30 protein-coding genes are annotated in these 23,540 nt (G+C 42.4%); all 30 read left to right on the forward strand.

From position 1 onward, the window contains the following. Positions 1-2 precede the first annotated feature (2 nt). The 30 genes from BM293_RS00605 (at position 3) to BM293_RS00740 (ending at position 23,476) form a co-directional block, all read left to right on the forward strand. Positions 3-1,190 (forward strand): ATP-grasp domain-containing protein, encoded by a 1,188-nt coding sequence (locus BM293_RS00605; protein WP_093446067.1) that lies wholly within the window; start codon positions 3-5, stop codon positions 1,188-1,190. 56 nt (positions 1,191-1,246) lie between these two features. Next, entirely contained in the window at positions 1,247-2,377 is a 1,131-nt protein-coding gene (gene rffA / locus BM293_RS00610; protein WP_093446068.1) for a dTDP-4-amino-4,6-dideoxygalactose transaminase, read from the forward strand. Between the two features lie 4 nt (positions 2,378-2,381). Then, entirely contained in the window at positions 2,382-3,194 is an 813-nt protein-coding gene (locus BM293_RS00615; protein ID WP_093446070.1) for a DUF2971 domain-containing protein, read from the forward strand. Between the two features lie 57 nt (positions 3,195-3,251). Continuing rightward, complete coding sequence (locus BM293_RS00620; RefSeq protein ID WP_093446071.1) at positions 3,252-4,286, forward strand: FRG domain-containing protein; 1,035 nt, start codon at positions 3,252-3,254, stop codon at positions 4,284-4,286. Positions 4,287-4,427: 141 nt separating this feature from the next. Further along, positions 4,428-4,721, forward strand: coding sequence for a hypothetical protein (locus BM293_RS00625; protein WP_093446073.1), 294 nt, complete (start codon positions 4,428-4,430; stop codon positions 4,719-4,721). Further along, on the forward strand, positions 4,721-5,698 hold the full coding sequence (locus BM293_RS00630) for a hypothetical protein (protein ID WP_093446074.1): 978 nt from the start codon (positions 4,721-4,723) through the stop codon (positions 5,696-5,698). Before BM293_RS00625 ends, BM293_RS00630 begins: the two co-directional genes overlap by 1 nt. A gap of 58 nt (positions 5,699-5,756) precedes the next feature. Then, positions 5,757-5,918: a hypothetical protein gene (locus tag BM293_RS10260; RefSeq protein ID WP_200770583.1), complete on the forward strand. Its 162-nt coding sequence runs from the start codon at positions 5,757-5,759 to the stop codon at positions 5,916-5,918. Positions 5,919-5,936: 18 nt separating this feature from the next. Continuing rightward, on the forward strand, positions 5,937-6,233 hold the full coding sequence (locus tag BM293_RS00635; protein WP_200770584.1) for a Fic family protein: 297 nt from the start codon (positions 5,937-5,939) through the stop codon (positions 6,231-6,233). A 5-nt stretch (positions 6,234-6,238) separates the two neighbouring features. Next, on the forward strand, positions 6,239-7,408 hold the full coding sequence (locus tag BM293_RS00640; protein ID WP_093446076.1) for a TDP-N-acetylfucosamine:lipid II N-acetylfucosaminyltransferase family protein: 1,170 nt from the start codon (positions 6,239-6,241) through the stop codon (positions 7,406-7,408). A 95-nt stretch (positions 7,409-7,503) separates the two neighbouring features. Then, complete coding sequence (locus BM293_RS00645) at positions 7,504-9,309, forward strand: ABC transporter ATP-binding protein (protein ID WP_093446077.1); 1,806 nt, start codon at positions 7,504-7,506, stop codon at positions 9,307-9,309. 31 nt (positions 9,310-9,340) lie between these two features. Beyond that, positions 9,341-10,225 (forward strand): hypothetical protein, encoded by an 885-nt coding sequence (locus BM293_RS00650; RefSeq protein WP_093446079.1) that lies wholly within the window; start codon positions 9,341-9,343, stop codon positions 10,223-10,225. A gap of 10 nt (positions 10,226-10,235) precedes the next feature. Next, positions 10,236-11,981: an asparagine synthase-related protein gene (locus BM293_RS00655; protein ID WP_093446080.1), complete on the forward strand. Its 1,746-nt coding sequence runs from the start codon at positions 10,236-10,238 to the stop codon at positions 11,979-11,981. Between the two features lie 11 nt (positions 11,982-11,992). Further along, positions 11,993-12,133: a hypothetical protein gene (locus BM293_RS10210; protein WP_159428441.1), complete on the forward strand. Its 141-nt coding sequence runs from the start codon at positions 11,993-11,995 to the stop codon at positions 12,131-12,133. Between the two features lie 28 nt (positions 12,134-12,161). Then, entirely contained in the window at positions 12,162-12,371 is a 210-nt protein-coding gene (locus BM293_RS00660) for a hypothetical protein (RefSeq protein WP_093446082.1), read from the forward strand. Between the two features lie 275 nt (positions 12,372-12,646). Continuing rightward, positions 12,647-12,895 (forward strand): hypothetical protein, encoded by a 249-nt coding sequence (locus BM293_RS00665; protein WP_093446083.1) that lies wholly within the window; start codon positions 12,647-12,649, stop codon positions 12,893-12,895. A gap of 2 nt (positions 12,896-12,897) precedes the next feature. Further along, positions 12,898-13,932 carry a hypothetical protein gene (locus BM293_RS00670; RefSeq protein WP_093446085.1) on the forward strand — a complete coding sequence of 345 codons (1,035 nt, stop codon included), beginning with the start codon at positions 12,898-12,900 and terminating at the stop codon, positions 13,930-13,932. Positions 13,933-14,330: 398 nt separating this feature from the next. Next, positions 14,331-15,245, forward strand: coding sequence for a glycosyltransferase family 2 protein (locus tag BM293_RS00675; RefSeq protein ID WP_093446086.1), 915 nt, complete (start codon positions 14,331-14,333; stop codon positions 15,243-15,245). Next, positions 15,232-16,443 carry a hypothetical protein gene (locus tag BM293_RS00680; protein WP_093446088.1) on the forward strand — a complete coding sequence of 404 codons (1,212 nt, stop codon included), beginning with the start codon at positions 15,232-15,234 and terminating at the stop codon, positions 16,441-16,443. The genes BM293_RS00675 and BM293_RS00680 overlap by 14 nt, the downstream gene beginning before the upstream one ends. Beyond that, a complete protein-coding gene (locus BM293_RS00685; RefSeq protein ID WP_093446089.1) occupies positions 16,415-17,194 on the forward strand; it encodes a glycosyltransferase in 780 nt (259 codons plus the stop codon). The genes BM293_RS00680 and BM293_RS00685 overlap by 29 nt, the downstream gene beginning before the upstream one ends. Positions 17,195-17,198: 4 nt before the next feature. Next, positions 17,199-17,978, forward strand: coding sequence for a glycosyltransferase family 2 protein (locus BM293_RS00690; protein ID WP_093446091.1), 780 nt, complete (start codon positions 17,199-17,201; stop codon positions 17,976-17,978). Continuing rightward, entirely contained in the window at positions 17,975-19,099 is a 1,125-nt protein-coding gene (galE, locus tag BM293_RS00695) for a UDP-glucose 4-epimerase GalE (protein ID WP_093446092.1), read from the forward strand. Before BM293_RS00690 ends, galE (BM293_RS00695) begins: the two co-directional genes overlap by 4 nt. 97 nt (positions 19,100-19,196) lie before the next feature. Next, positions 19,197-19,424 carry a hypothetical protein gene (locus BM293_RS00700; protein WP_093446094.1) on the forward strand — a complete coding sequence of 76 codons (228 nt, stop codon included), beginning with the start codon at positions 19,197-19,199 and terminating at the stop codon, positions 19,422-19,424. Continuing rightward, positions 19,411-19,779: a type II toxin-antitoxin system VapC family toxin gene (locus tag BM293_RS00705; protein ID WP_093446095.1), complete on the forward strand. Its 369-nt coding sequence runs from the start codon at positions 19,411-19,413 to the stop codon at positions 19,777-19,779. The genes BM293_RS00700 and BM293_RS00705 overlap by 14 nt, the downstream gene beginning before the upstream one ends. Positions 19,780-19,970: 191 nt before the next feature. Then, on the forward strand, positions 19,971-20,201 hold the full coding sequence (locus BM293_RS00710; RefSeq protein WP_093446097.1) for a hypothetical protein: 231 nt from the start codon (positions 19,971-19,973) through the stop codon (positions 20,199-20,201). Further along, positions 20,201-20,593, forward strand: coding sequence for a type II toxin-antitoxin system VapC family toxin (locus BM293_RS00715; protein WP_093446098.1), 393 nt, complete (start codon positions 20,201-20,203; stop codon positions 20,591-20,593). Before BM293_RS00710 ends, BM293_RS00715 begins: the two co-directional genes overlap by 1 nt. Before the next feature lie 67 nt (positions 20,594-20,660). After that, positions 20,661-21,809 carry a UDP-glucose 4-epimerase GalE gene (gene galE / locus BM293_RS00720; protein WP_234968841.1) on the forward strand — a complete coding sequence of 383 codons (1,149 nt, stop codon included), beginning with the start codon at positions 20,661-20,663 and terminating at the stop codon, positions 21,807-21,809. A 204-nt stretch (positions 21,810-22,013) separates the two neighbouring features. Further along, complete coding sequence (locus BM293_RS00725; RefSeq protein WP_093446100.1) at positions 22,014-22,244, forward strand: hypothetical protein; 231 nt, start codon at positions 22,014-22,016, stop codon at positions 22,242-22,244. Continuing rightward, entirely contained in the window at positions 22,231-22,605 is a 375-nt protein-coding gene (locus BM293_RS00730; RefSeq protein ID WP_093446101.1) for a PIN domain-containing protein, read from the forward strand. The genes BM293_RS00725 and BM293_RS00730 overlap by 14 nt, the downstream gene beginning before the upstream one ends. Before the next feature lie 279 nt (positions 22,606-22,884). Further along, entirely contained in the window at positions 22,885-23,103 is a 219-nt protein-coding gene (locus BM293_RS00735) for a hypothetical protein (RefSeq protein WP_093446103.1), read from the forward strand. After that, positions 23,090-23,476, forward strand: coding sequence for a PIN domain-containing protein (locus BM293_RS00740; RefSeq protein WP_093446104.1), 387 nt, complete (start codon positions 23,090-23,092; stop codon positions 23,474-23,476). The genes BM293_RS00735 and BM293_RS00740 overlap by 14 nt, the downstream gene beginning before the upstream one ends. Positions 23,477-23,540: the final 64 nt, after the last annotated feature.

Consider the following 23,540-nt stretch of genomic DNA (forward strand, 5'->3'; position numbering starts at 1 on the left):
TTATGCAGAAAAACAAACCAAAAATGCTAATAGCTGGTGGGGGCTATGCTGACATCCCTTTAATCCATGCGGCTCAATCATTGGGTTATTACGTTATTACAAGCGGGAACAGAGAGTCAGATCTGGGTCACATTGAGTCTGACCAGTATTGTCCTGGCGATTTTTCAGACCCTGAAGCGATGCTTCGTATTGCTCAAGAGCAGGATGTTGAGGCTGTTTGTGCATGTTGTAATGATTTTTCGGCTCTTTCAGCAGCGTATGTGGCCGAAAAGCTTGGCTTACCGGGGCATGATTCTTTTGAAACCGCACTAACAATTCACCACAAAGACCGTTACCGAGCTTTTGCAGAAAATAATGCCATTCCAACGCCTAAAGCTCTTGGTTACAGTGATATTGAAAATGCTTTAAATGCATTAGACTTTTTGACGTTGCCTGTCATTATCAAACCTGTTGATTTGACGGGAGGTAAGGGTATAACTCGAGTAGACTCTCACACTGAGTTTCATATAGCAATTGAGTATGCTTTTTTGGCATCTAAGTGTAAGCGTGTTGTTGTTGAAGAGTTTATTGAAGGTACAAGGCACGGTTTTTCAGTGTTTGTAAAGCAAGGCAAAGTTGTTTTTCATTTTACTGATAATGAACATTACCATTTAAGTCCTTATTTAGTATCAGCGGCATCAACTCCAAGCGAAGTACCTAAAAGTGCTATTACAAACTTGATCGGCCAATCTGAAAAAATTTGCCGTCTATTATCTTTAGTAGATGGCATTTTTCATGTGCAATTTATTCTGCGTGATGGCGAACCATATATTATTGAAATTTGTCGAAGGGCACCGGGCGATCTTTATGTGAAGCTGGTGGAGATTGCTACAGGCGCCAAATATTCCGAGTGGATTGTACGCGCAGCCGCTGGTTTGGATATATCAGATTTACGACCAAAAGAGAGTCAAGGTGGTTTTGTCCGCCACTGTATTATGGGTAAAAAAACAGGTACTTTGGCTGGGGTGTATATTGATCCATTAGTTGAAAAACGAATTGTAGATCGTTTGGTTTGGTGGAAAGAAGGCGATATAGTCGAAAACCCTGAAACACATAAGTTTGGGATTTTGTTTGTTAAGTACGATGACTCCTTGGATATCATGGCTGAAGCCGAGAAGCTTTCAAAGCTAGTTAAAGTTGATGTTATTTAGTTATACTGCTTTGCTTTTGAAGCAAGCTTATTCATTTTATTAAGTGTTTATAGAATATGATCCCATTCAACAAACCGCCCTTAACGGGCAGTGAGCAGCAGTATGTTTTGCAGGCGATGCAGAGCAATAAAATTTCGGGCGATGGTTTTTTTGGTAAAAAATGCCAGGCCTGGTTTGAGGAGAATTTAGGATGCGCTAAAACCTTGCTGACGCCATCTTGCACGGCGGCATTGGAAATGGCGGCGATCTTGATTGATATTCAGCCGGGTGATGAAGTGATTATGCCCAGCTATACCTTTGTCAGCACCGCCAATGCGTTTGTATTGCGTGGCGCAAAGATTGTATTTGTGGATATTCGCCCCGATACGATGAATATTGACGAAACCAAAATTGAAGCCGCCATTACCCCTAAAACCAAAGCGATTGTGCCAGTGCATTATGCGGGCGTGGGGAGCGAGATGGATGCGATTATGGACATCGCCAATCGTCATGGCTTGTTTGTTGTGGAAGATGCCGCACAGGGCATGATGAGCCAATACAAAGGCAAACCACTGGGCACGATTGGGCACTTGGCGGCGTTTAGCTTTCACGAAACCAAAAACTACACCAGTGGCGGTGAAGGTGGCTTGTTGATTATTAACGATGAGCGTTTTTTGCAGCGGGCGGAAGTGATTCGTGAAAAAGGCACTAACCGCAGCCAGTTTTTCCGTGGGCAGGTGGATAAATACACTTGGGTGGACGTGGGAAGCAGTTATTTACCTAGTGAACTTCAAGCCGCGTTTTTGTGGGGGCAGTTAGAAAAAGCGGAAGAAATTAATCAAAACCGTTTGGCAACGTGGAATGCCTATCATCAAGCATTTATACCACTGCAACAACCAGGCCTGGTGGTTTTACCGATTATTCCAGACCATTGCCAGCACAACGCCCATATGTATTACCTCAAGCTAAAAGACCTCGACCAACGCACCGCGTTTATCGAACACCTAAAATCCAACGACATTAACGCCGTATTCCACTATATCCCACTGCACACCGCACCGGCCGGGCAAAAGTTCGGCGAGTTTAGTGGTGATGATGTTTTCACAACGAAAGAAAGCGAACGCCTCGTGCGCTTGCCGATGTATTACGGTATGAGTGAGGAAGAAAGAGAAAAAGTGATTGAAGCGGTGATGGGGTTTTTTGGTTAGGTTAATGAATGCGTGGATTGTAAGATTCCAGGAGTGGTTAGAGGGTAAAGTGAAGTTGGAAACTTTATATCGTTATTCACCGCACAACACCGATTACAAAGATCAGGTTATTACCCATTCGAAAATATGGTTTTCTAAACCTGACAACTTTAATGATCCACTGGATTCAAGGCTGGATTATCGTCAAATGTATTCGGTTGAAGAAATTGAAGCTTTTTGGCGCGGTTTTTTGGAAAGCAGGCCTGATCATCCACAATCACTTGATGAGGTTTTGCAGCGATGGGGTAGCAATCAAGATTTTGTTGAACAGCAAAACAGGGTTTTTAATCAATTTAGAAGTCAAATCGGTGTTTGTTGTTTTTCAGCGACTCCGACTAATATTTTGATGTGGTCGCATTATGCGAACAACCATAAAGGCATTGTTTACGAATTCAAACCGGATTTATTTTTAGATTCGGTTTCTGATGGCTTTACTGGTCATCCAATGCGCGTGGATTATGCAGAACACAATGCGTACGAATTGCTGTCTTATGCGTTAACTGGTAAGCCAAAACAGGACCAGTTTGTGACCGAACAGTTAACTAAAGCTAAAGATTGGGAATACGAGCAAGAATACCGGTTTATTGACTTGAAACAGAATGGTAATAAGCCCTTTAGAAAAGCATCGTTAAAGTCGGTAATTTTCGGAGCGAAAATACCGCCGGAAGAAATTGATAGATTCCGAGAGCTTTGTCATCAAAACGGGTTCGGGCATGTTCAGTTTAAGCAAGCCAGATTTCCGCAAGGCAAGTTTGAAATAGAGATTGTTGATATTTAAATACCCAAACGACCAGGCCTGGTGTAACAGGCTAAAGCCTAAACCCATAAAGCGACTATGAAAGCCTTTAAAAACCTGAATGACTTAAAAACCCATCTGCAAATTGCGCCGATTAATACCGGCGAGCGGTTCAATTATCGCGGCATTGTTTTTGATGATTTTGAAGGTTTACACGCCATGACCAGTGCAGACGGTGCGTGTGTGCATCTTCGTGCCGGGGTGGAATGGGCTTTGGTGGAGTATCGCGGTCAAGTGCGCGATTATGGTGTGTGTTTGTCGGGGTTGGATCGTTGCGAAACCGATGCGGATTTGTTTGATGCGTTATTGCGCAATGTCGTGTTTGAAGACGGCTTGCAAACGCATCCGGCGCTGTTGCGTATGCAGCGTGTGACTTTTTTTGATAAGCCGTTTTGCATTGATCAACAAGGCGTGGCGCAACATTATGGCTTGGCGACCGACTATGTGGACATTACGCCCAATTTTGATGTGGCGAGTTTTTTCGCAACTCAGAAGTGGAATGATAAAACACAGCGTTATGAACCAATGCAGGCCTGCTTGAAAAAAGGGGTAATGTATCGAATAACGCCAGCGATAGCGATTTTGCCGCATGGCGATGAACCACCGTCTTACACGCCGATTGGCTGGCAACCGTTTGAACGCCCAGCGCAACAACGCGCTAATGCCTATCGCTTAGCGGTGAATGAGGATTTTGCCAAGGTGTCAACGGTCACAAAATTTAAGTTTGCACACAATTGGGCGGTATCAAAACAGATTTATGAACAATTTGAAGGCGGTGATCTATTATTCCCACACGACCCGTTAGCCGAGTTTGCCGACCATGTGAAAGCTTTAACGCATTTCACACAACCGCAAATAGATACGGCTAGCGAAAAGTTCGCTCAACGCAAAGGCCAAACACCGGATAACGAAACCATCCAGGCCTGGTTAAAACAAAAGGGCATTAGCTTCGTTGATGAAAACACACTAGCACACTTTAAATGGCGGTTTGACGAACACGCCTTCGAGCAAAAGCTAGAAGATATGGGCAAGCGGATTAGGGTTAGAAGAACAGCGGCGCACTATCAGGGTTGATGTGGTTAAAAGAAAATCACCAGGCCTGGTAGCTGTACATGGGGTATGACTGTAAGAATGATTAGAGTTGAGATTAATTGACTTGCAGGGTGTTTGAAATTATGATAACCGACTTTATTTTGTTTTCAAAGAGGGGCAGTTATGAGCTGGTTTGATCGTTTAATTACACGATTGACAGGTTTGCAAGCGGTTGAGTTTCAGCCGCATGAAACGGTGCGCAGATCAGAGCGAGTTGGTCGTGTGCGATTAAAACGCTATATTAAACAGGCTAAGTTTGAAGCAGAGCGCCCAGAGAGTTTTTATTCCGGTTTAGGGAGTGTTGAGGCGGATGTGTATGAGCGTAATCTGGTTTCGTCGCGTTTCACCAGTGTGCAACTCCAGCAAGCGAATGAAAAAACCGTTCGGCAATTGAAGCATTTAATGGAGCGCGTTTAATGGGCGGGGGGAAACGTTATGCCGATGATGCCGCGCATGATTATCCACCCGAAGATTTTGCATACTCGCCTTGTCATAAAGAGGACATAGATCGTCTCGCATCAATAGCCGATATTAATATCGCACCGGGCGAAGAACCCAATATTGATTTAAGGGTTGTGAAAGACTGGTATTTTGCGACGGAAAATCTGGCTCGTGTTGTATCGAATACCCTACAATCCATTGCGCCACAAACGGTGAATCAACTGCGTTATGCCGGGCATCATATTTTAAAAGCCACTACCTGCGTTCAATCGAATAAAACTGAAATACAATCCAACTTAATTGAAGCCTATAAACACTGTAAACGCGGCTATTTTGATGCATTGGATTTATTTGTTTACGAAACCAATCGCATTTTCCAAGGTCGCGTGGGGGATATTGAAGACCCCAGCAAGAAACAGCACATCATTCAGCATTTGCTTGATATTATCCAAACCATCAACGCGCAAAGGCTTTCAGCAGAAACTCGGGTTGAATATTATTCTTTTTTACAGGAAGAATTGGTCAAAGCACAAGTGCTATTTGCAGAAATAAACGCTTTAACCTTGCCTAAAGTCACGGCACTAGAAATGGATTTAGCGGATGCACTGGAAGACAGAGAACGCATTGAAACCGAACGTAATCATTACGAATCAGAAAACCAAAAGCTGGTTGATGAAATTAATCAAACCCGTGCAAAAACCTCAAATTATCTGATTGTAGGCTTGGCGACTGTTTTCGCTACGATTGCCCTTGCCATAGCAACGCTTTATCAGGGCTACTTTACAACTAAAAACATTGTTGCAGAATCCAGTCATACCATTAAAACCGACACATTGTCGCCGCTGCTGAATTGCTCACAGCCAACCGAACCAAACACTGGAAATGACCATAAAAAACTTTCAATTACGCCGCATCTAGGTTCAGAAGGGTTGACATCGCCGCCTTTACCCTAGTGATGGTGAGCAAAGCGTTGCAAACAAAAGCATCATAGGGTTTGAGTATCAAAAGTGGTTGCCATTCCAGGTAATTGAGCAAGTCATAAGTTTTATTTTACGCAATACGCCGACTAAAGCGCACGCGCTTTATTTGCAGGGCTACATGGAAAAACTGGGGCGCGGCAGTGTGTTGATAACCCAAGCTTGCCGTGAAGCAGGCCTGCCTGATCCCGTGTGACAATCCAAGGCATCCGGGGTGACGCTGACTTTCAAAAACACGGAAGTGACCACGGAAGATGCCATGGAAGCTACCACGGAAGTGACCGCCGAAGTCGCAAGGTTGATTGAAGTGATGGATGCCGAGCATTCGCGTGATGAATTGCAACAAAAATTAGGCTTGCGAAATAACGAGCATTTTAGAAAGCATTATTTAAAACCGGCGCTAACAGCTGGGGTAATTGAAATGACACAACCCGATAAGCCGAACAGCCCTAAGCAAAAATATCTTTTAAGCCGTTTGGGGCAGCTCATCAAATCAAAGAGACCGATTTAATTTAAATGAAAAGAATCCTTCACATTACCACTGACAATAAATTTATCAGCCATGCTTTAATCACGTTTGAAAATGTTTACCCAGGTCAAAACACAGTTTGGATGTTTGCGAATGGGCATGATGGGCATGTCTCGAAAAATCATCGAGATTTGGAGTTTGTATTTTTTGATACGTTTAAGCCTAGCTTTTTGAAGAAGTTAGCTGAGTTTGATTTGGTTGTGGTGCATGGTTTTGATCTGTTTAAATATCCATTAGTGGCGCTTGCACCGGCAGGCGTAAAGTTTGCATGGCTGGGCTGGGGTTATGATTATTACGATTATATTTATGCAAACCCTGATGATTTGTTGCTAGCGGATACGCTGGCATTAAAAAATAAATGCCGGCAAGAATCCCTTAAACAAAGCATTCATCCTGTCAAATTGATTAAAAAAATCGCTCGTAGCGCGATTGAAGTGTTGTTTAGAAAAAGAGCGCTGAAACGGATTGGCAGTATCTCGCCGGTTTTAAAGGAAGATTACGATTTATTGAAATCAGCAGGGCTTTTAAAGCCATTGCCGGATTTTTTACCGTGGAATTATGGCAGCTTAGAAGAGTCATTGATAAAAAACTTTATTGGACAGCGAATTTCAGGATCTAAGGTTTTAGTTGGCAATAGTGCTTCTTTTACCAACAATCATCTTGAAGCGTTTGAGCTCTTACAACAGTTAGGTAATTCAGAACAATCACAATTACAAGTTATTGCTCCCTTGAGTTACGGTGACGATTGCTGCAAACAAGCTGTGATTGAAAAAGGCAAAGCTTTTTTCGGAGATAACTTTCAGCCTGTAACAGATTTTATGCCAATTGATGACTATGTTGCCTTAATTAAACAGTGTGGTTTTGTAGTAATGAATCACAAGCGCCAGCAAGCGGTCGGCAATATCGTGATTATGTTGTATTTAGGTGCGAGAGTTTTCTTGCGTGAGGAAAATCCAACCTATCAAATGCTGAAAAATACAGGCGCGGTTATCAATAAAGTTGATGAGCTTATAGCACAACCAAGCCTGCTTAAAACACCGCTCACGGAAAACGAAATTACCAATAATATTGACGTGCTATACAAGCATTGGTCAAAAGCCGTGATTGACCAAAAAACTAAAAACTTGGTGGAGTTTCATTTAGGTGCATTAGCTTGAACGCCCGTAAAGTTTTAGCGTTTTCTGTAGGACAGTTTGCCACAGATTGCAATTTTAAAATAAACACTAATGCATAGGTTATTTAAGAAGTACACATGATCAAACTAATAAAAGAACTCTACTCCCTGCTCACACCTAGCCAACGCAAGCGATTTCTGGTGTTGCAGGTGCTGGTGGTCATTATGGCGATAGCTGAAATAATCGGGGTGGCATCCATTGCACCGTTTATGGCGCTTGTCGGGGATATGTCGATACTTGAACGTGATAATCTCCTTGCCACGCTTTATGGTGCCAGTGGGTTAGATAGTCCGCAGATGTTCGTTTTTTATTCGGGGGTTGCGGTATTAGGCGCGCTTGCCTTAGCATCGGCTATTTCGATTTTCACTACCTGGCATTTGTCGCTTTTTGCTGCACGAGTTGGCACCCAAATTGGTGATCGTTTATACACACACTATATGCAGCAACCCTGGTTGTTTCATGCAGGTGGCAGCAGTGCGCAACTTGTAAAACAAATCACCACAGAATCAGCGCGTGTTACACGCAGTATCATTTTTCCTGTGCTGCAAATGAACGCGAAAATTGTCCTCGCCGCACTCATGTCGATCGGTTTAATCATTTATGACCCGATTGTGGCGTTAGCGGGTCTATTAATTTTTGCATTTGCTTATATAGTGCTTTATCGCTTAGTTCGTGTGAGATTACAGAGAAATAGTCGGATTATTTCAGATTTATCAACGCAGCGCTTTCGGTTAATGAATGAAGGCTTTGGTGGCATAAAAGATGTGTTGTTATTGGGTCGAAAACAAGATTTCATCCATCGTTTTGACAAAACGGGAGGCAAGTTAGCCCGGAGCACGGGTGTTAACGAGGCTATTGCTTTAGTCCCTCGTTATTTTATGGAATTAATTGCCTTTGGTGCCATGATCGGATTGGTGCTATATCTTTTAGTGAGCCACCAAGGCAACTTAGGCATGGTCTTACCTATTCTTTCCGTTTATGCCTTAGCGGGTTTTAAACTACTGCCTGCTTTCCAGCAAATTTATGGCAGTGTCGCGCGTGTAAAGGGGGCGGTTTCTGCATTTGATGCAATTAAAAAAGACTTAGCCAACTCACAAACGCCGGTTAGCCAAGCAAGCGACAAACCAAACAAAATGCCATCGCATATTAGTCCTAAATCCACAATAACATTAGAAAATATTACATTTACATACCCAAACAAAAATACACCAGCGCTCAACAGCCTGAATCTACAGATAAAAGTAAATCAAGTGGTCGGTATCGTCGGCCCATCCGGTTCGGGTAAATCCACCGCGATTGATATGCTACTGGGTCTAATCCAGCCACAACAAGGCCAGCTAAAAATCGACGACACCATCATCACCGACCAAAACCGCCGTGCATGGCAAAACACCATTGGCTTTGTGCCGCAAAGCATATTTCTATCCGAAGGCAGTATTGCCGAAAACGTCGCCTTTGGCATCCCGGAAAAAGACATTGACCTAGAACAAGTCAACAAAGCATTAAAACTCGCGCACTTGGACGAACTGGTGCAAAGCCTAGAGCAGGGCATCAACACCAAAGTCGGCGAACGTGGCGTACAACTCTCCGGCGGCCAACGCCAACGCATCGGCATCGCGCGTGCGCTTTACCATGAAGCGGATGTATTGGTATTCGACGAAGCCACTAGCGCACTCGATGGCATTACCGAAAAAATGATTATGGAAGCCATTCACGACTTTAGCGGTCAAAAGACCATCATCATGATCGCCCACCGCCTAAAAACCGTGCAAAAATGCGACCAGATTTATTACATAGACCAAGGTCGGGTAATCGACCAAGGTAATTACCAACAGCTGATTGAGCGCAATGCACAGTTTAAACGTATGGCGGCACATGCTTAATCAATTAAACCGAAAAAAAGACCAAAGCTAGATGAATATAAAACATAAGATTAACGATTTTCTGACGAAAACCACGGGGTACAGGCTGACAAAAACCAGCGCCATCCCTGATTTGCGTGGCAAAGTGACCGATCCACGTGAAGGCATATATCACGCTAAAACCTTTCCATTTATTATGGATTTGCCGTTTGATAAAGGCGGAGACTGGCTATATTCAACCTACACTGAAAACTCATCAGCGGTTTATTATCAAGCGGCTAAAGCAGCGTTACGCGCGTGGGGGCAAGGTGAAAAAGCTGTGAAAAAGGAAATTGAACGATTACTTACAGACTTTGCTAGTTTAGTAAACATTGATCATCCAAATCAGCTTTTAGGTTTGACTAGAGAAGAGTCAAAATTTAATGACGCAAAAAAAGTGTATGAAATGGTTTTACCTTGGGACAATAGATCCGTTGAGGAAGTTTCAAAAGTTATAAGCAGTAGTATTTTAGAAGAGAACAAGCGTTACGGATTAAATGTCTCCTCAAGTTTGTTTGATCACGGTGTGAGTGTTCATAAGATTCATCTTGAAGTTGAACGGATTTATATGTTAATGCGTTCAATTAAAGACAAAGGTTTTATTTATGATTCTTCAAACTTGGTATCAGTTCGTGTTTTGGTTAGTGGTGGCGAATATGTTTGGCGTACCAGAGGTGGAATGCACAGAGCCGCTATCTTAGCCGCTATGGATTGGAAACGATTGCCCGTAACTGTTTCGCAAATTATTAACAGGGATGATGTCATGCATTGGCCTACTTTGAACAAGGGGCTTTATTCAAAAGATGTTGCACTAAAAGTATTCGATCGTGTTTTTTTTGCGAAACCGCCTGCTGTATATGGTGATTGGCTTAAGAAGATTAAAAGTTATGAAGAATAAAGGAAAATAAATGCCTGGAATTTATGGTTTTAGTGTTACGCAGAGCAATCCAGCGAATACGATTGAAAAAATGACGGATGCGATGCATCTGTACGATCATTTTATTAAAGACACCCCTTTGCTTGATGAGCGAGTTGAAGCTTCGCGCGTGCATTTGGGTCACATTGGTGAAAAAAGCTCACCGATTGAAAGCGACGGTATATTTGTGTGGGTTGAAGGCGAAGTCTATAACCTCGATGAAATCGCCAGTCAATTTGACTTGTTTGAAAGCACGACGATTGGTGATGCCTTAATTAAAACCTATCAAGCCAACCAACTCGATGCGTTTTTAAATAAGCTGGACGGCTATTTTTGTGCGGCGCTGTATGACCAAAAGAGCCAGCAAATTAAGTTGATTTCTGATCGTTACGGTATGCGCATGCTGTATTGGTATTGGCATCAAGATCAGTTTGCCTGGGCAAGCGAAGTCAAAGGGATTTTGGCGCTCAATGATATTGATAAAACCATCGACCCAACCAGTTTTGATTGCTTTATGGACTTGGGCTATTTGCTCGGTGAGCATACGTGGTTTGAGCAGATTAAGCTGATAAAGCCCGCGACCGTTTTAACCTTTGATATTCAAAGCCAAAGTATTGAGCAGCATTACTATTGGAAATGGTCTGAAATTAAGCCATCTAATATGACATTTGAGCAAGCGGTCGATGAATTAGGGAATCGCTTTATTAAAGCGGTGGAGCGCCGCTTTGCTCCAGCAGAAAATATTGGTATCGCCTTGAGTGGTGGCTTGGATTCACGCGCCATTTTCGCCGCGGTGAATCATCTTTATCCTGACCATAAAGGTTACGCCTATACCTTTGGTATAGATGGCTGTGATGATATTCAAATTGCCAAACAGGTCATTGCACGTTCCAACTGGGATTATCAAGAGTTTCACTTTACTAGCGGTAATTGGTTTACTCCGCGTATTGAAAAAATCTGGAACACCGATGGCATGCAAGACATGATGCACATGCACGGTAGTCAGTTTAGAGATTCCGTTGCCGAAAAAATGGTGATTAATTTGAATGGGTATGGCGGTGGCTTAATGACTGGTGAATTGATCTACCCACAGTTCAAAAATCATAAAGTTGATGCTGTACTTGCTCGTAAAAAATTTAAAAAACATTTTTTGCTTTGTGGTGAGTTAGATTCATTTTACGATTTGTTGCATATTGATCCTTTTATCTACATGCACCGAAATAGAAGGTTTACAAATATGGGTACAATAAATAGTCTGGTCAAAGTAGAAAACCGAAAACCTATTATGGATAATGATGTTTTTTCTTTGCTTATGTCATTGCCAGATGAATACCGAATGAACAACAAACTCTATTCCGCCATGTTGCAAAAGTTTTTCCCGAAATATTTTAAAGATATTCCTTGGCAAAAAACCGGCAAACCGGCTGGCGTATTGGGTAAAGCAAGCATCCCGAAACGTGCGTTTAATAAAGGCATGCGTATTTTAAAATCGGTTTTAGGCTTAAAATCCACCAAAGGTTACACAGATTACAATGCCTGGATACGTTCACCAGAAATCGCCGAGCAATTAACAGCCTTATTTAAACGTGAGAATTCAGAATATCAAAAAATCACACAACAGGACTTTTTAAACGACTACTTACAACCGCATTTAAATAACAAACTGCTCGATAAAAGCAACCAAATCCTTCGCGCTGCGACCGTGGAGTTGTACTTGCGAAAAGTAAATAGAAAATAACCAGGCCTGCTATGAACAAACAACTGATAAAAGCCAAGCTCATTCAATCTTTACCCGCCGGTGTAAAGCCGGTTTCAGCCAAACATAAGTTTTTGCATGCCAGTTTGTTGGCGGGGATGCGGTTTTATGAGGATGAGGCAGGCCTGGTGTAGATGACGTTTTTTGATTTGGTAGTGTTTGTTGGCAGGCTTATTTGAAGTGGCGCAACTGCATGATGAAGTGAAATCACAAATCCAAGATTTATCCGATGCCATTGCCAGCCAACTGCAAACCCAACAAGAGCAACGCTACAAACGCTGGGAAACGGCGTTTTGGGTGTTCGGTGCTTTGGGTGTTCGGTGCTTTGGTAGGGCCAATTGCGTTGTTTTGATGGGTTATTGCAACAGCTGATAGCGCAACACTCAAATGTAGCATTTAAAGACACAGGCTTTTAAGCCTTTTGTATGTGGTGATTAAGAGGAAGGGCATTGAAAAAAGTAAGCCACTGGTGGGATGTTTATATTGTGCGCTACGCCATCGGTACGGTGGCGGATATGCAATGTAAAAAATACAAATAAACCAACAGGTCTGGTGGTCGTTATGTGGTGTGTCAATGTGGCGTATTTGTTGCTATACTATTTGACCATTTTTTAAAATGATAAATATTCAATTATTCGGAGGCTGTAATGTCTTTTTTTATCGCTGTTGTGTTGCTTGTCGTTGGCTTGCTGTTGGCTAATTTTTTGTGGTCGTTGAAGGCGAACAAACGCATGGAAAGCGAAGCAATACGCTGTTTGCAAAATGATTGCGAAGCGAATAGAGCATGGCATTCGGATGGTCGGGTTTATACCAAGGGTTTGGCGTTGATCGAGCAGAACAATCAATTGCGTTTTGTTAAACAAGCGAAGTTGTGTGATATTGGTTTATTGAAATAACCATGTCGGATTTGTTGCAGGCCTGGTTTGGCTGGATTCCGACCAATCGCGGGCAAATCGAATTTAGTTACATCGGTTTGCCAAATGATTTGGCCGGTTGGGTTGAAATCGTTAATACGAACCATATTCAATTCAAACGCATCCAGCTTGATTATCTTTCAGACACCCTTCCTTTCGCAAAATACTTTGTAAAAAAACCGCCTTCGCGTGAATATTACGCAACGGCAGATGTGTCGTTTCAAAAACAGGGTCAACAAATCCTGGGCAGTGTAAATCATGCCTATCCGCTTGCAACTAAAAACCTAGAAATCAATACTGCGTTTGTGATTGAAGTGAATAGCGGTGTCATTCAATTCAACGGCCTGCAGTTATCAAATCATCAAGACTTGCTAACCGAAGACGTGATTGATCAACTTCGCACTTCACTCTATATCTTGGTTAAAACCCTTGTGCATGGCGATGCTCACCATCATCAAAAAATCGATATCGCGTTGCCGATTGTGGTTGAGCAGTTTAATGCCTCACAAGTTTCCAGCGGCTTGCTAGATTACATAAAGTTGGCAGAGCGGAATATTAAAAAGTCTAAAAACTGTGAATCCATGTTGCGCGTGTCTAGCTTGCTTGAGGAGTTGAATGGTTTTAAGGCCTATTTTCAAACCTTTGCAATATTATTTGATGATCCGGTTGTTAAAAAGGATTTGCAGCTTGCTGAAAACGTGATCGCGTCGGCCAAAGCGCACCACGAAAAACGCAAGCATAAAACCCGTTATAAAGAAGGATTGCAAACGGCTGTCATCACTTTTATCGGGTTGCTCATTTCTACCAGCCTACTTGCGGCGAATCTATATGATAAAACCGTGGTCAACCAGGTTGGGGTGTACTTAAATCAGTTCTCACAGATCGATATTTTCCTAACCTTGGTTGCGGTTAATATCATCGGTTTTTATTTTTACATTCGCTGCAAGCTTAATGCGTTTGTTTATTACAAGTATTATCGACTTTTTGAATTCTTAAGTTTTTTAAACACACGCACCTAGAACAACTCAACTTATGGGGCAAGTTATTAAAAATTACGCCTGCTTTGTTTGTATTGGCCGGACTGATGATACTGCTGAAAGAATTGATGGAGTATGTTCGATAAAGTTTGGAGTTATTGTTGAACCAAGCCTTTATGCCCTTTGGGTATGGTGCTAGATGGAAAAACGCGAATAGAATGAAATGCCAAACGGAGCTATCAATTATCATTACGAAGATAATACGAAATTGGCTGAAAGCCCAAGCGGTATAAAATTGAACATTCACGTGCTCGCGCGAGAACTGAAAACCTCGGCAGAACTTGAAATAATGCAACACATCGTAAAACAGAATTTAAATTAAAAAATAACAACCACCAGGCCTGGTGGTTGCAAGAAAGAAAACTAAAGCGAAATAAAGAATGTCAGAAACCCCATTTTTCTCAGTTGTGATACCTGTTTATAATCGAGCTAACCAAATAGAAAAATGTTTAACTAGCCTTGTAAATCAAATGGAAAATTCTTTTGAAGTGATAATTGTTGACGATGGGTCAAGGGATGTTGCTATATTAGAGAAAACTATAGATGACTATTGTGATGATAGAATGGTATTAATTAAACATAAGGAAAATATTAATGGAGCTGCGGCACGCAATACAGGTATTAAAGAAGCAAAAGGTAAGTATATCTGTTTTTTAGATTCGGATGATTATTGGGGAAAGGATAGGCTTTTATCCTTAAAAGATTTTATTAAAAAAATAGACAAAAATGATTCATGGGTTATATATTCGCCAGTACATGTTTACTCGGGTAAAAAGTACTTGTTTAGAAAACCCAATAATATAAAAAAAGATGAAAAAGTATTTGATTATTTGATGTTGAAAAATGGCTTAATGCAAACCAGTACTTTAGTCATAAAAAATAGGAGAGACGCTACACCTTTGTTTGATGAACGATTTAAAAGGCATCAAGATTATGACTTCGTTATCACATTGGAGGGAAGAGGGTATCATTTTATTTTCTTTGATACGGACTCTATTCACTGGTGTATTGGCGGCCGAAAAGAGTTGAAGATGAAAGGTGCTAACTTTGAATACTTTAATTGGTGGATTAATGAAAATAGAAATAGAATTTCCTCAATTTCTTATAAGGCTTATTGTTTAAATGTATTAGCCCCATCTGCTTTTGAAAATTTAAATTTTTTATATGGTTTTAAATTATTAGTTTCAAATTATTATTATAGTGGGTTCTTAAAGTCATTGACGCGCTGCCTAAAATCAACTATTTTTGGAATTTTGCAATTATTTGGTAGAAGGTTTTGTAGTGGAAAAAATTGATTTTTTAGCACCTGAAAATGTTATGTTTTCTATTATTTATTTAGTAGTGGTGTCTTTATTTTTTTCAATTTTTATAAGAATGCTTGTTAAATCTCATGTCAACACACTGTATTTTGTTTTTGTTTTGGTGTTCTATTACTTTATTTTTATTTCTAATCATTTTTTTGATTATTTGCCATTTTATCCAGACACTCGTATGTTTTTTTCAATGTTAACGGATAATGAGGTGCCTGTATATCAGTCAAAAGGTGTTCATCAGTATTTTTTGTTTACCCAGCCTCTAAAATTAATGTCAGCTTACACTCTTGAATTTTTTATGATTCTTTTGATAAGTATTTCAGTTTTTTCATACGCTTTAATCTGGCGGGCATTTGAGATTTATTCGATCCACAAGGAGATAAGGTTAACTCATAAGATATTTCAATTTTACATTTTATTGATATGTATTTATCCAGCATCTTTGCTGTTTCTAACAATCCCATTGCGTGAGTGGGTAACTCTTCTTGGATTCGCTATTTTATTCTATTCTATTGTCCTTCTGGTAACCAAGTCAAAGTATGGTTGGCTTTGGTTCTTTTTGGCGTTTATAGTGATTGTGATACCACGTCCAATCATGGCTATTGTGCCGCTTATTGCATTATCTTTAGTTTACGGCAGCTTCAAATTAAAAGCTTTATTTTTTGGTTTTTCAATAGTTATAGTTCCCGTATTGTTTGAGTTTTTTACGCATTACAGATTTACCCCAGAATTTTTTGCTTACTTGAGGAACTCAGCTAATCAGACCTATGAGGCAAGTGGGATGGTTTACGGTGTGGTTGTTTGGCGCTCTTATTTTGATATTATTTTAGATTTACCTTTGCTGTTTTTACAATTCCTTTTGTCACCTTTACCCATACTTCACAGCGTTAACCCAATGACTATGAAGGCACACTTATTAGATGCTGCGTTTGTTTTTATTGTTATAGGTCTTGCACTGCTTAACATGAAAAGATATATGTTTATATTTTTATTCTTTACTATATTTGTTGCCGTTTTTTCGATTTGGGAGTTTTATATTGGTGGTGCAGTAAGGCATCGTTTACCGCTGGTAGTGCTACTGTTGCCTATTGCGGCATTAACCTTGTCACAGATTAAATATATTATACCGACTAGAAAAAGGGCGAGGAAGTATGCTAACCATAATAGTCTCAACAGCTAATCAACGTATTTCTGGTTTAAATTTAAAGCCAGTTCATAGTGATGTTTGTTATGTTGTTGTCCATCAAGTTTATGATGAATCATATACTAATGAAGCGCTGTCTGATTTTATTTCTCGTGATGATGTGACTTACATTCGCTTGGATTACCCCGGTCTTTCTAAAAGTCGGAATGTTGGCTTGAGCAGCGTTAAGACCAAGTATGCCTACATTATGGATGATGATGTGGATTTTGACTTGGCAAAAATGAGTCAACTGGTTAATTGGATGGAAGTAAATCAGGTTGACGTGGCAACTTGTCAGTTTGTTTTTGAAAATGATTCATTACCACGCAGTTACAGCGATGCATCATTTAAGCACACCATGTTGTCTGCTGCAAAAGTGTCTTCAATAGAGATTTGTGCAAATGTTGAAAAGCTTCGTGAGAACGGAATAAATTTTGATGAACGCTTTGGTTTGGGTACCAATTTGCCTTCAGGGGAGGAGTATGTTTTTATGACCGATTGTATAAAAGCGGGGTTGCATGTTTGGTTCTATCCGGTAACGACAGGGGTTCATCCCAATATTACTTCTGGTATGGATTTTTATACCAGTTCCCATAAAACCCTTGCTAAACGTGAGATGTTCAAGCGTATTTTTGGTTGGAAAGCCTTTTTGTTCATCTTGGCATTTTGGTTAAAAAAATCGCCAAGCGTAATTAAGGCAGGTCATTTTGGGCCGTTTACTAAAACAATGCTGTTAGGTCTAAAGTAAGCACATGTCTTTTGTTTCAATTATTACCCCTTCTCATAATTCCGTGCAGTTTATTTCTGTAACTATTCAGTCTGTTTTGGATCAGTCGTTTTCTGATTGGGAGTTGATTATTGTTGATGATTGTTCGACGGATAATTCGGTTGAGGTGATTCAGTCTTTTGTTGAGCAGGATTCGCGGATTAAGTTGATTCGGTTGTCTGAAAATTCGGGAGCGGCAGTTGCACGAAATACGGCGATTGAAGCGGCGCAGGGACGTTATATTGCGTTTTTGGATAGTGATGATCTTTGGTTGCCGGATAAGTTGGAAAAGCAGTTGGCGTTTATGCAGGCGAATGATTATCCGTTTAGCTATGCGGCGTATGACAAGATTGATGAAAACGGCCAAGTGTTTGGGCATATTGGTGTGCCGGATAGGGTTTGTTATTCGGATTTATTGAAGACCTGTTCGATTGGTTGTTTAACCGCGATCTATGACACGCAATATTTTGGCAAGGTATCGATGCCGTTGATTCGCAAGCGTCAGGATTTGGGGTTGTGGCTAAAGTTATTGAAAAAAACGGATTATGCCTACGGCTTAAACCAAACGCTTGCGCAGTATCGTGTGCGCACGGATTCGATTTCAGCTAACAAGGCCAATGCCGCTAAGTTTACTTGGCGCTTGTATCGTGAAGTAGAGGGTTTGAATTTGATTAAAGCGAGTTACTATTTTAGCCATTATGCGGTGCGTGGTTTATTGCGCACCAAAGCACCAGGCCTGGCGAGAAGGTTAGGGGTGTTGAAATGATTTTAGTCACAGGCGGGGCAGGGTATATCGGGTCGCATACGTGCTGGGAGTTGTTGGCGGCGGGTTTTGATTTGGTGGTGTTGGATAATTTGTACAATTCTTCACGCGAGTCGCTCAAGCGGGTGAGCGTCATTGCGAGCGTAACGAAGCAATCTTGGGATCGCCACGTCGCTGACGCTCCTCGCAATGACGGCGGGGATCGCCACGCTACGCTCGCGATGACGAGTACTATGGCTCGCCATGACGGTAGATTGGTTTTTATCAAGGGGGATATTCGAGATCGTGAATTGTTACGGTCGGTTTTTGAGCGGTTTGAGATTGAGGCGGTGATTCATTTTGCCGGGTTAAAGGCGGTGGGGGAATCGGTGGCGATGCCGTTGCGTTATTACGATAACAATGTATCGGGTTCGGTGGCGTTGTTTGAAGTGATGGCCGAGTTCGGTTGCAAGCGGCTGGTGTTTAGTTCGTCTGCAACGGTGTACGGAGACCTGGCGAGTGTGCCGATTAAAGAGGATTTTCCGTTATCGACGACGAATCCGTATGGCGCGTCTAAGTTGATGGTTGAAAACATTTTGCGTGATGTGTTTGCCAGTGACAATCACGACAACCAGGCCTGGTCGATTGGCTTGTTGCGTTATTTTAATCCGGTCGGGGCGCATGAGTCTGGGCTGATTGGTGAAGACCCGAATGGGATTCCGAATAATTTGATGCCGTTTGTGTCACAAGTGGCGGTGGGTTTGCGCGAGAAGTTGTCGGTGTTTGGTGGCGATTACGATACCGTCGATGGCACCGGCGTGCGCGATTATATTCATGTGGTGGATTTAGCGAAAGGGCATGTGGCGGCGTTGCAGAAGTTAATGCAACAACCAGGCCTGGTGACGGTGAATTTAGGCACCGGGCGCGGCTATTCGGTGTTGGAAATGGTCAAGGCGTTTGAAAAGGCATCGGGCAAAGCTGTGCCTTACGAGATTGTGGCTCGCAGGCCGGGTGATGTGGCGCAATGTTATGCTGACCCAACTTATGCGCTTGAAACACTGGGCTGGAAAGCGGAATTGGGCATCGAGCGGATGTGTGAAGATGCTTGGCGCTGGCAATCGAAGAATCCGAATGGGTATCGGTAGCGAGATCGCCACGGCCTTCGGCCTTGCGATGACTGCGGGTTGGTATTAAGTCGTTGGTTTCGGTAATATAGGGTTTGGTTTTTATTTAGGAGGTTCTATGTTACAGACACTTGAAGCAGAAATTTATCCCGGTGGTCAGATTCAATTTTTAGAGAAGTTTGCGCTAGATCATAAGGTGCGGGCTTATGTCACGATCTTGACAGAATCCGAAACACCTAAAGAAACGGCGGATTGGCATCAATTTGTGGGTGTTTTGCAGGATTCGACCATTTTTGATGGTGACCCAGTTGACATTCAGCGAGCGATGCGTGATGAGTGGGCTTAAATTCTTGCTGGATACCAATGTTGTGATAGGGTTATTGAAAGGAAACCCTAGCGCGATTGAGCTAGCTGAATCTGTTAATCTTGATTTATCTCTAAGCGCGGTAAGTCAAATAACACGGATGGAGTTACTGGGTTTTCGAGGCGTTTCTGATGCTGAGGAATTGCGTATTAAACAGTTTTTGCAGGCCTGCCATGTTTTGTTGATTGATGAGAAGGTTGAAGGCGAAACCATTCTGTTAAGAAAGCTGACGTCATTAAAGTTACCGGATTCGATTATTGCCGCCACAGCACGCGTCAATAAGATTCGTTTATTGACTTTGGATGACAAACTCGCGTCTCAGTTCGGTGTTAGCTGATTAAGCGTTGATTATGTGGCGCAATAGTTATGCCGCCCCCACGTATGCGTTTGAAACGCTTGGCTGGAAAGCGGAGCTTGATATAAACAGGATGTGCATTGATGCATGGCGCTGGCGATGACTGCGGATTGGTGTTAGGTCGTTGTTTTCGGTAATATAGGGTTTGGTTTAGTTTTTGTGAGGGTTTGAGTATGTATGCTGTTGAGTTTGAAACAGATGTGGTGTCTGAGTATGTGCGTATTCCGAATTTTGAGCAGTTTAAAAACCAGCATGTGAAGGTGATTGTGTTGAGTGAGTCTTTTCAAACTGCTAGCGACAAGCCTTTGGCGAAATCATTGCGTCAGCCTGCGAGTGTGCCGCCGATCAGCTTTAAAGGTGATGTGATTTCAAGTGTGCCTGCAAGCGATTGGGATTTATCTTGATGTTGGTGGTTGATACGCATATCTGGCTTTGGTGGATGGCCGGGGATAAAAAGCTGAAACCCGTTTGGCAGGAGATGATTGCTCAAGCCGATAGAGTGGGCGTGAGTGCGATTAGTTTGTTTGAAGTTGCTTGGCTTGTTCATAATCAGCGTATTGAGCTTGGTTGTGATTTGGCATGGTGGTTTGAGCAAGCGTTGACTTTATCCGAAATTGAGTTGTTGGCTGTTACACCTGAAATCGCCATGCGTGCTGTTTCCCTTGAGTCGCATCACAGTGATCCGCAAGATCGATTAATCATTGCTACGGCTATTCAACATCAAGCGAATTTGATGTCGGTAGATCAAAAGTTCAAGTTGTATCGTGAGCTGGATGGTTTGTTGATACAGGCATGACTTTAAATGTTATAGGTATTGGCGCCGGTTTGATTCCGGCGTTTTTGTTTTTGGATAGTGTGGGTGGATGATGAGTCAGGTTTTAGTGACCGGTGGCGCAGGGTACATTGGGTCGCATACGTGTGTTGAGTTGTTGGCGGCAGGCTTTGATTTGGTGGTTTTAGACAACTTGTCCAATTCTTCACGCGAGTCGCTCAAGCGGGTGAGCGTCATTGCGAGCGTAACGAAGCAATCTTGGGATCGCCACGTCGCTGACGCTCCTCGCAATGACGGCGGGGATCGCCACGCTACGCTCGCGATGACGAGTACTATGGCTCGCCATGACGGTAAAGGCAATGACGCTAGGTTGGTTTTTGTTGAGGGGGATATTCGGGATCATGATTTGTTGCGGTCGGTGTTTGAGCGGTTTGATATTGAGGCGGTGATTCATTTTGCCGGGCTCAAAGCGGTGGGCGAGTCGGTGGCGATGCCGTTGCGTTATTACGATAACAATGTATCGGGTTCGGTGGCCTTGTTTGAGGTGATGGCGGAGTTTGGTTGCAAGCGGGTGGTGTTTAGTTCGTCGGCAACGGTGTACGGTGATCCGGCGAGTGTGCCGATTAAAGAGGATTTTCCGTTATCGACGACCAATCCGTATGGCGCGTCTAAGCTGATGGTGGAAAACATTTTGCGCGATGTGTATGCCAGTGACAACCACGGCAACCAGGCCTGGTCGATTGGTTTGTTGCGTTATTTTAATCCGGTCGGGGCGCATGAATCTGGGTTGATTGGTGAAGACCCGAATGGCATCCCGAATAACTTAATGCCATTTGTGTCGCAAGTGGCGTTGGGGTTGCGCGAGAAGTTGTCGGTGTTTGGCGGCGATTACGCTACAGTGGATGGCACCGGCGTGCGCGATTATATTCATGTGGTGGATTTGGCGAAAGGGCATGTCGCGGCGTTGCGTAAATTAATGCAATCGCCAGGCCTGGTGACGGTGAATTTAGGCACTGGGCGCGGCTATTCGGTGTTGGAAATGGTCAAGGCGTTTGAACAGGCTTCGGGTAAATTGGTGCCCTATGAGATTGTAGCCCGCAGGCCTGGTGATGTGGCGCAATGTTATGCCGACCCGGATTATGCGTTTGATGTGCTGGGCTGGAAAGCCGAATTGGGCATAGAGCGGATGTGTGAAGATGCCTGGCGTTGGCAATCGAAGAATCCTAAAGGTTATCGTTAAACCCGTGTCATTGCGAACTCTTCATTGTCATTGCGAACGAAGTGAAGCAATCTAAAGATCGCCACGGCCTTTGGCCTCGCGATGACAGAAAAGTTATGGCCTCTCGATAACGGGAAATAAGGCATGCGATGACTGCCGGATGGTGTTAAGCCATCATTTTGGGTAATATAGGGTTTGGTGTAGTTTTTTTGCGAGGGTTTGAGTATGTATGCTGTAGAGTTTGAAACAGATGTGGTGTCTGAGTATGTGCGTATTCCGAATTTTGAGCAGTTTAAAAACCAGCATGTGAAGGTGATTGTGTTGAGTGATAAAGCTAATGTGTCTCAAGGTATAGAAAGTGCTGATGTAATCGATTTTTCAGCTTTTAAGGTGAAGGCTTTTAACCATTGTGATGCGGTGGCTTATCAACGGGCGATGCGTGATGAGTGGGAATGATCGTTATTTGCTCGACACTAATGCGTTAATTTATTTACTTGAACATGGGGTTGTGTTACCAAAATCAATACTTTTTTATTCGAGTATTTCGAAAATTGAGCTATTAGCCTATCCAAACTTGGATAAGGCTGATGAAAGTAATATTCGTTCGGTTCTTGCTTTGATGCAAGAGATAAGACTAAGCGATGGTGTTGTTGAGCAAACGATTCATATTCGCAAGGCGGGCTCGTTGAAGTTGTCAGATAGTTTGATTTTGGCTTCTGCGTTGTCTGAAAGGTGTTTGTTGGTGAGTGATGATAAAAAGTTACAAGCGCATCAAAATGTGATTTCTATTGATAGGTTTATGAGTATTTTTAAGTAATGTGTTGTGTCGGTAGCGTCTAGTTGTGTGTTTTGAAACGCCGGTTTGAATCCGGCGTTTTTGTTTTTGGATGTGGTCGGCTTGAAGATCGCCACGGCCTTCGGCCTCGCGATGACCGAAAAGTTATGGCCTCGCGATGACGGGCATTTGTGTCATTGCGAACGGAGTGAAGCAATCTATTGCAATGACGGAAAATATGGTTCGCGATGACTGCGGCTTGGTGTTAAGTCGTTGTTTTCGGGTAGAATAAGATTTAACTTTAACGGTAGGAAGCTATTTATGATTGCGTTACGTGAATACGTGAAGGTTCAAGACCATCAATTACATATCCAATTGCCTAATGATTTTAATTTTGATGAGGTTGAAGTTCTTATCTTGCCTAGAGAGGGTTTGAAACCTGCTAAAGCTAAATTTGATTTTTCTGATTTAGCCGGACAATTAGAATGGCAAGGCAATGCGTTAGACGAACAGCAAAGGCTGCGTGATGAATGGAAGTAGCTATGTTTTGGATACGAATGCGGTAATTCAATTATTGCGTGGTAATCAAGAGGTGCTGAGAATTGTCTCATTGGCAGATGCATTGGCTATTTCAGTTATCACAGAGTTGGAGTTTTTATCTTACTCTAAGCTCTCAAATAATGATATTCAGTTGTTTGAGCAATTTAAATCTCGTATTGACGTGGTGAGCCTTGAAACTACGAATACAGAGTTAATGCAAATCGTTTGTAATTTAAGATTAAATACCTCTTTAAAAATGCCTGACGCGATTGTTGCCGCAACAGCGGTGGTTAGAAATTCAAAACTCATTACGGCAGATGTTAAATTGTTGAACTGTCTAGCTGAGAATTCTTTGAGCTTTACTTCTATTTAATTCACGAATCATTACTTTTGTTTTTGGTTTTTCCGTTATCGACCACCAATCCGTATGGCGCGTC

Source organism: Thiomicrospira sp. ALE5, from assembly GCF_900112445.1.
GTDB lineage: Bacteria > Pseudomonadota > Gammaproteobacteria > Thiomicrospirales > Thiomicrospiraceae > Thiomicrospira.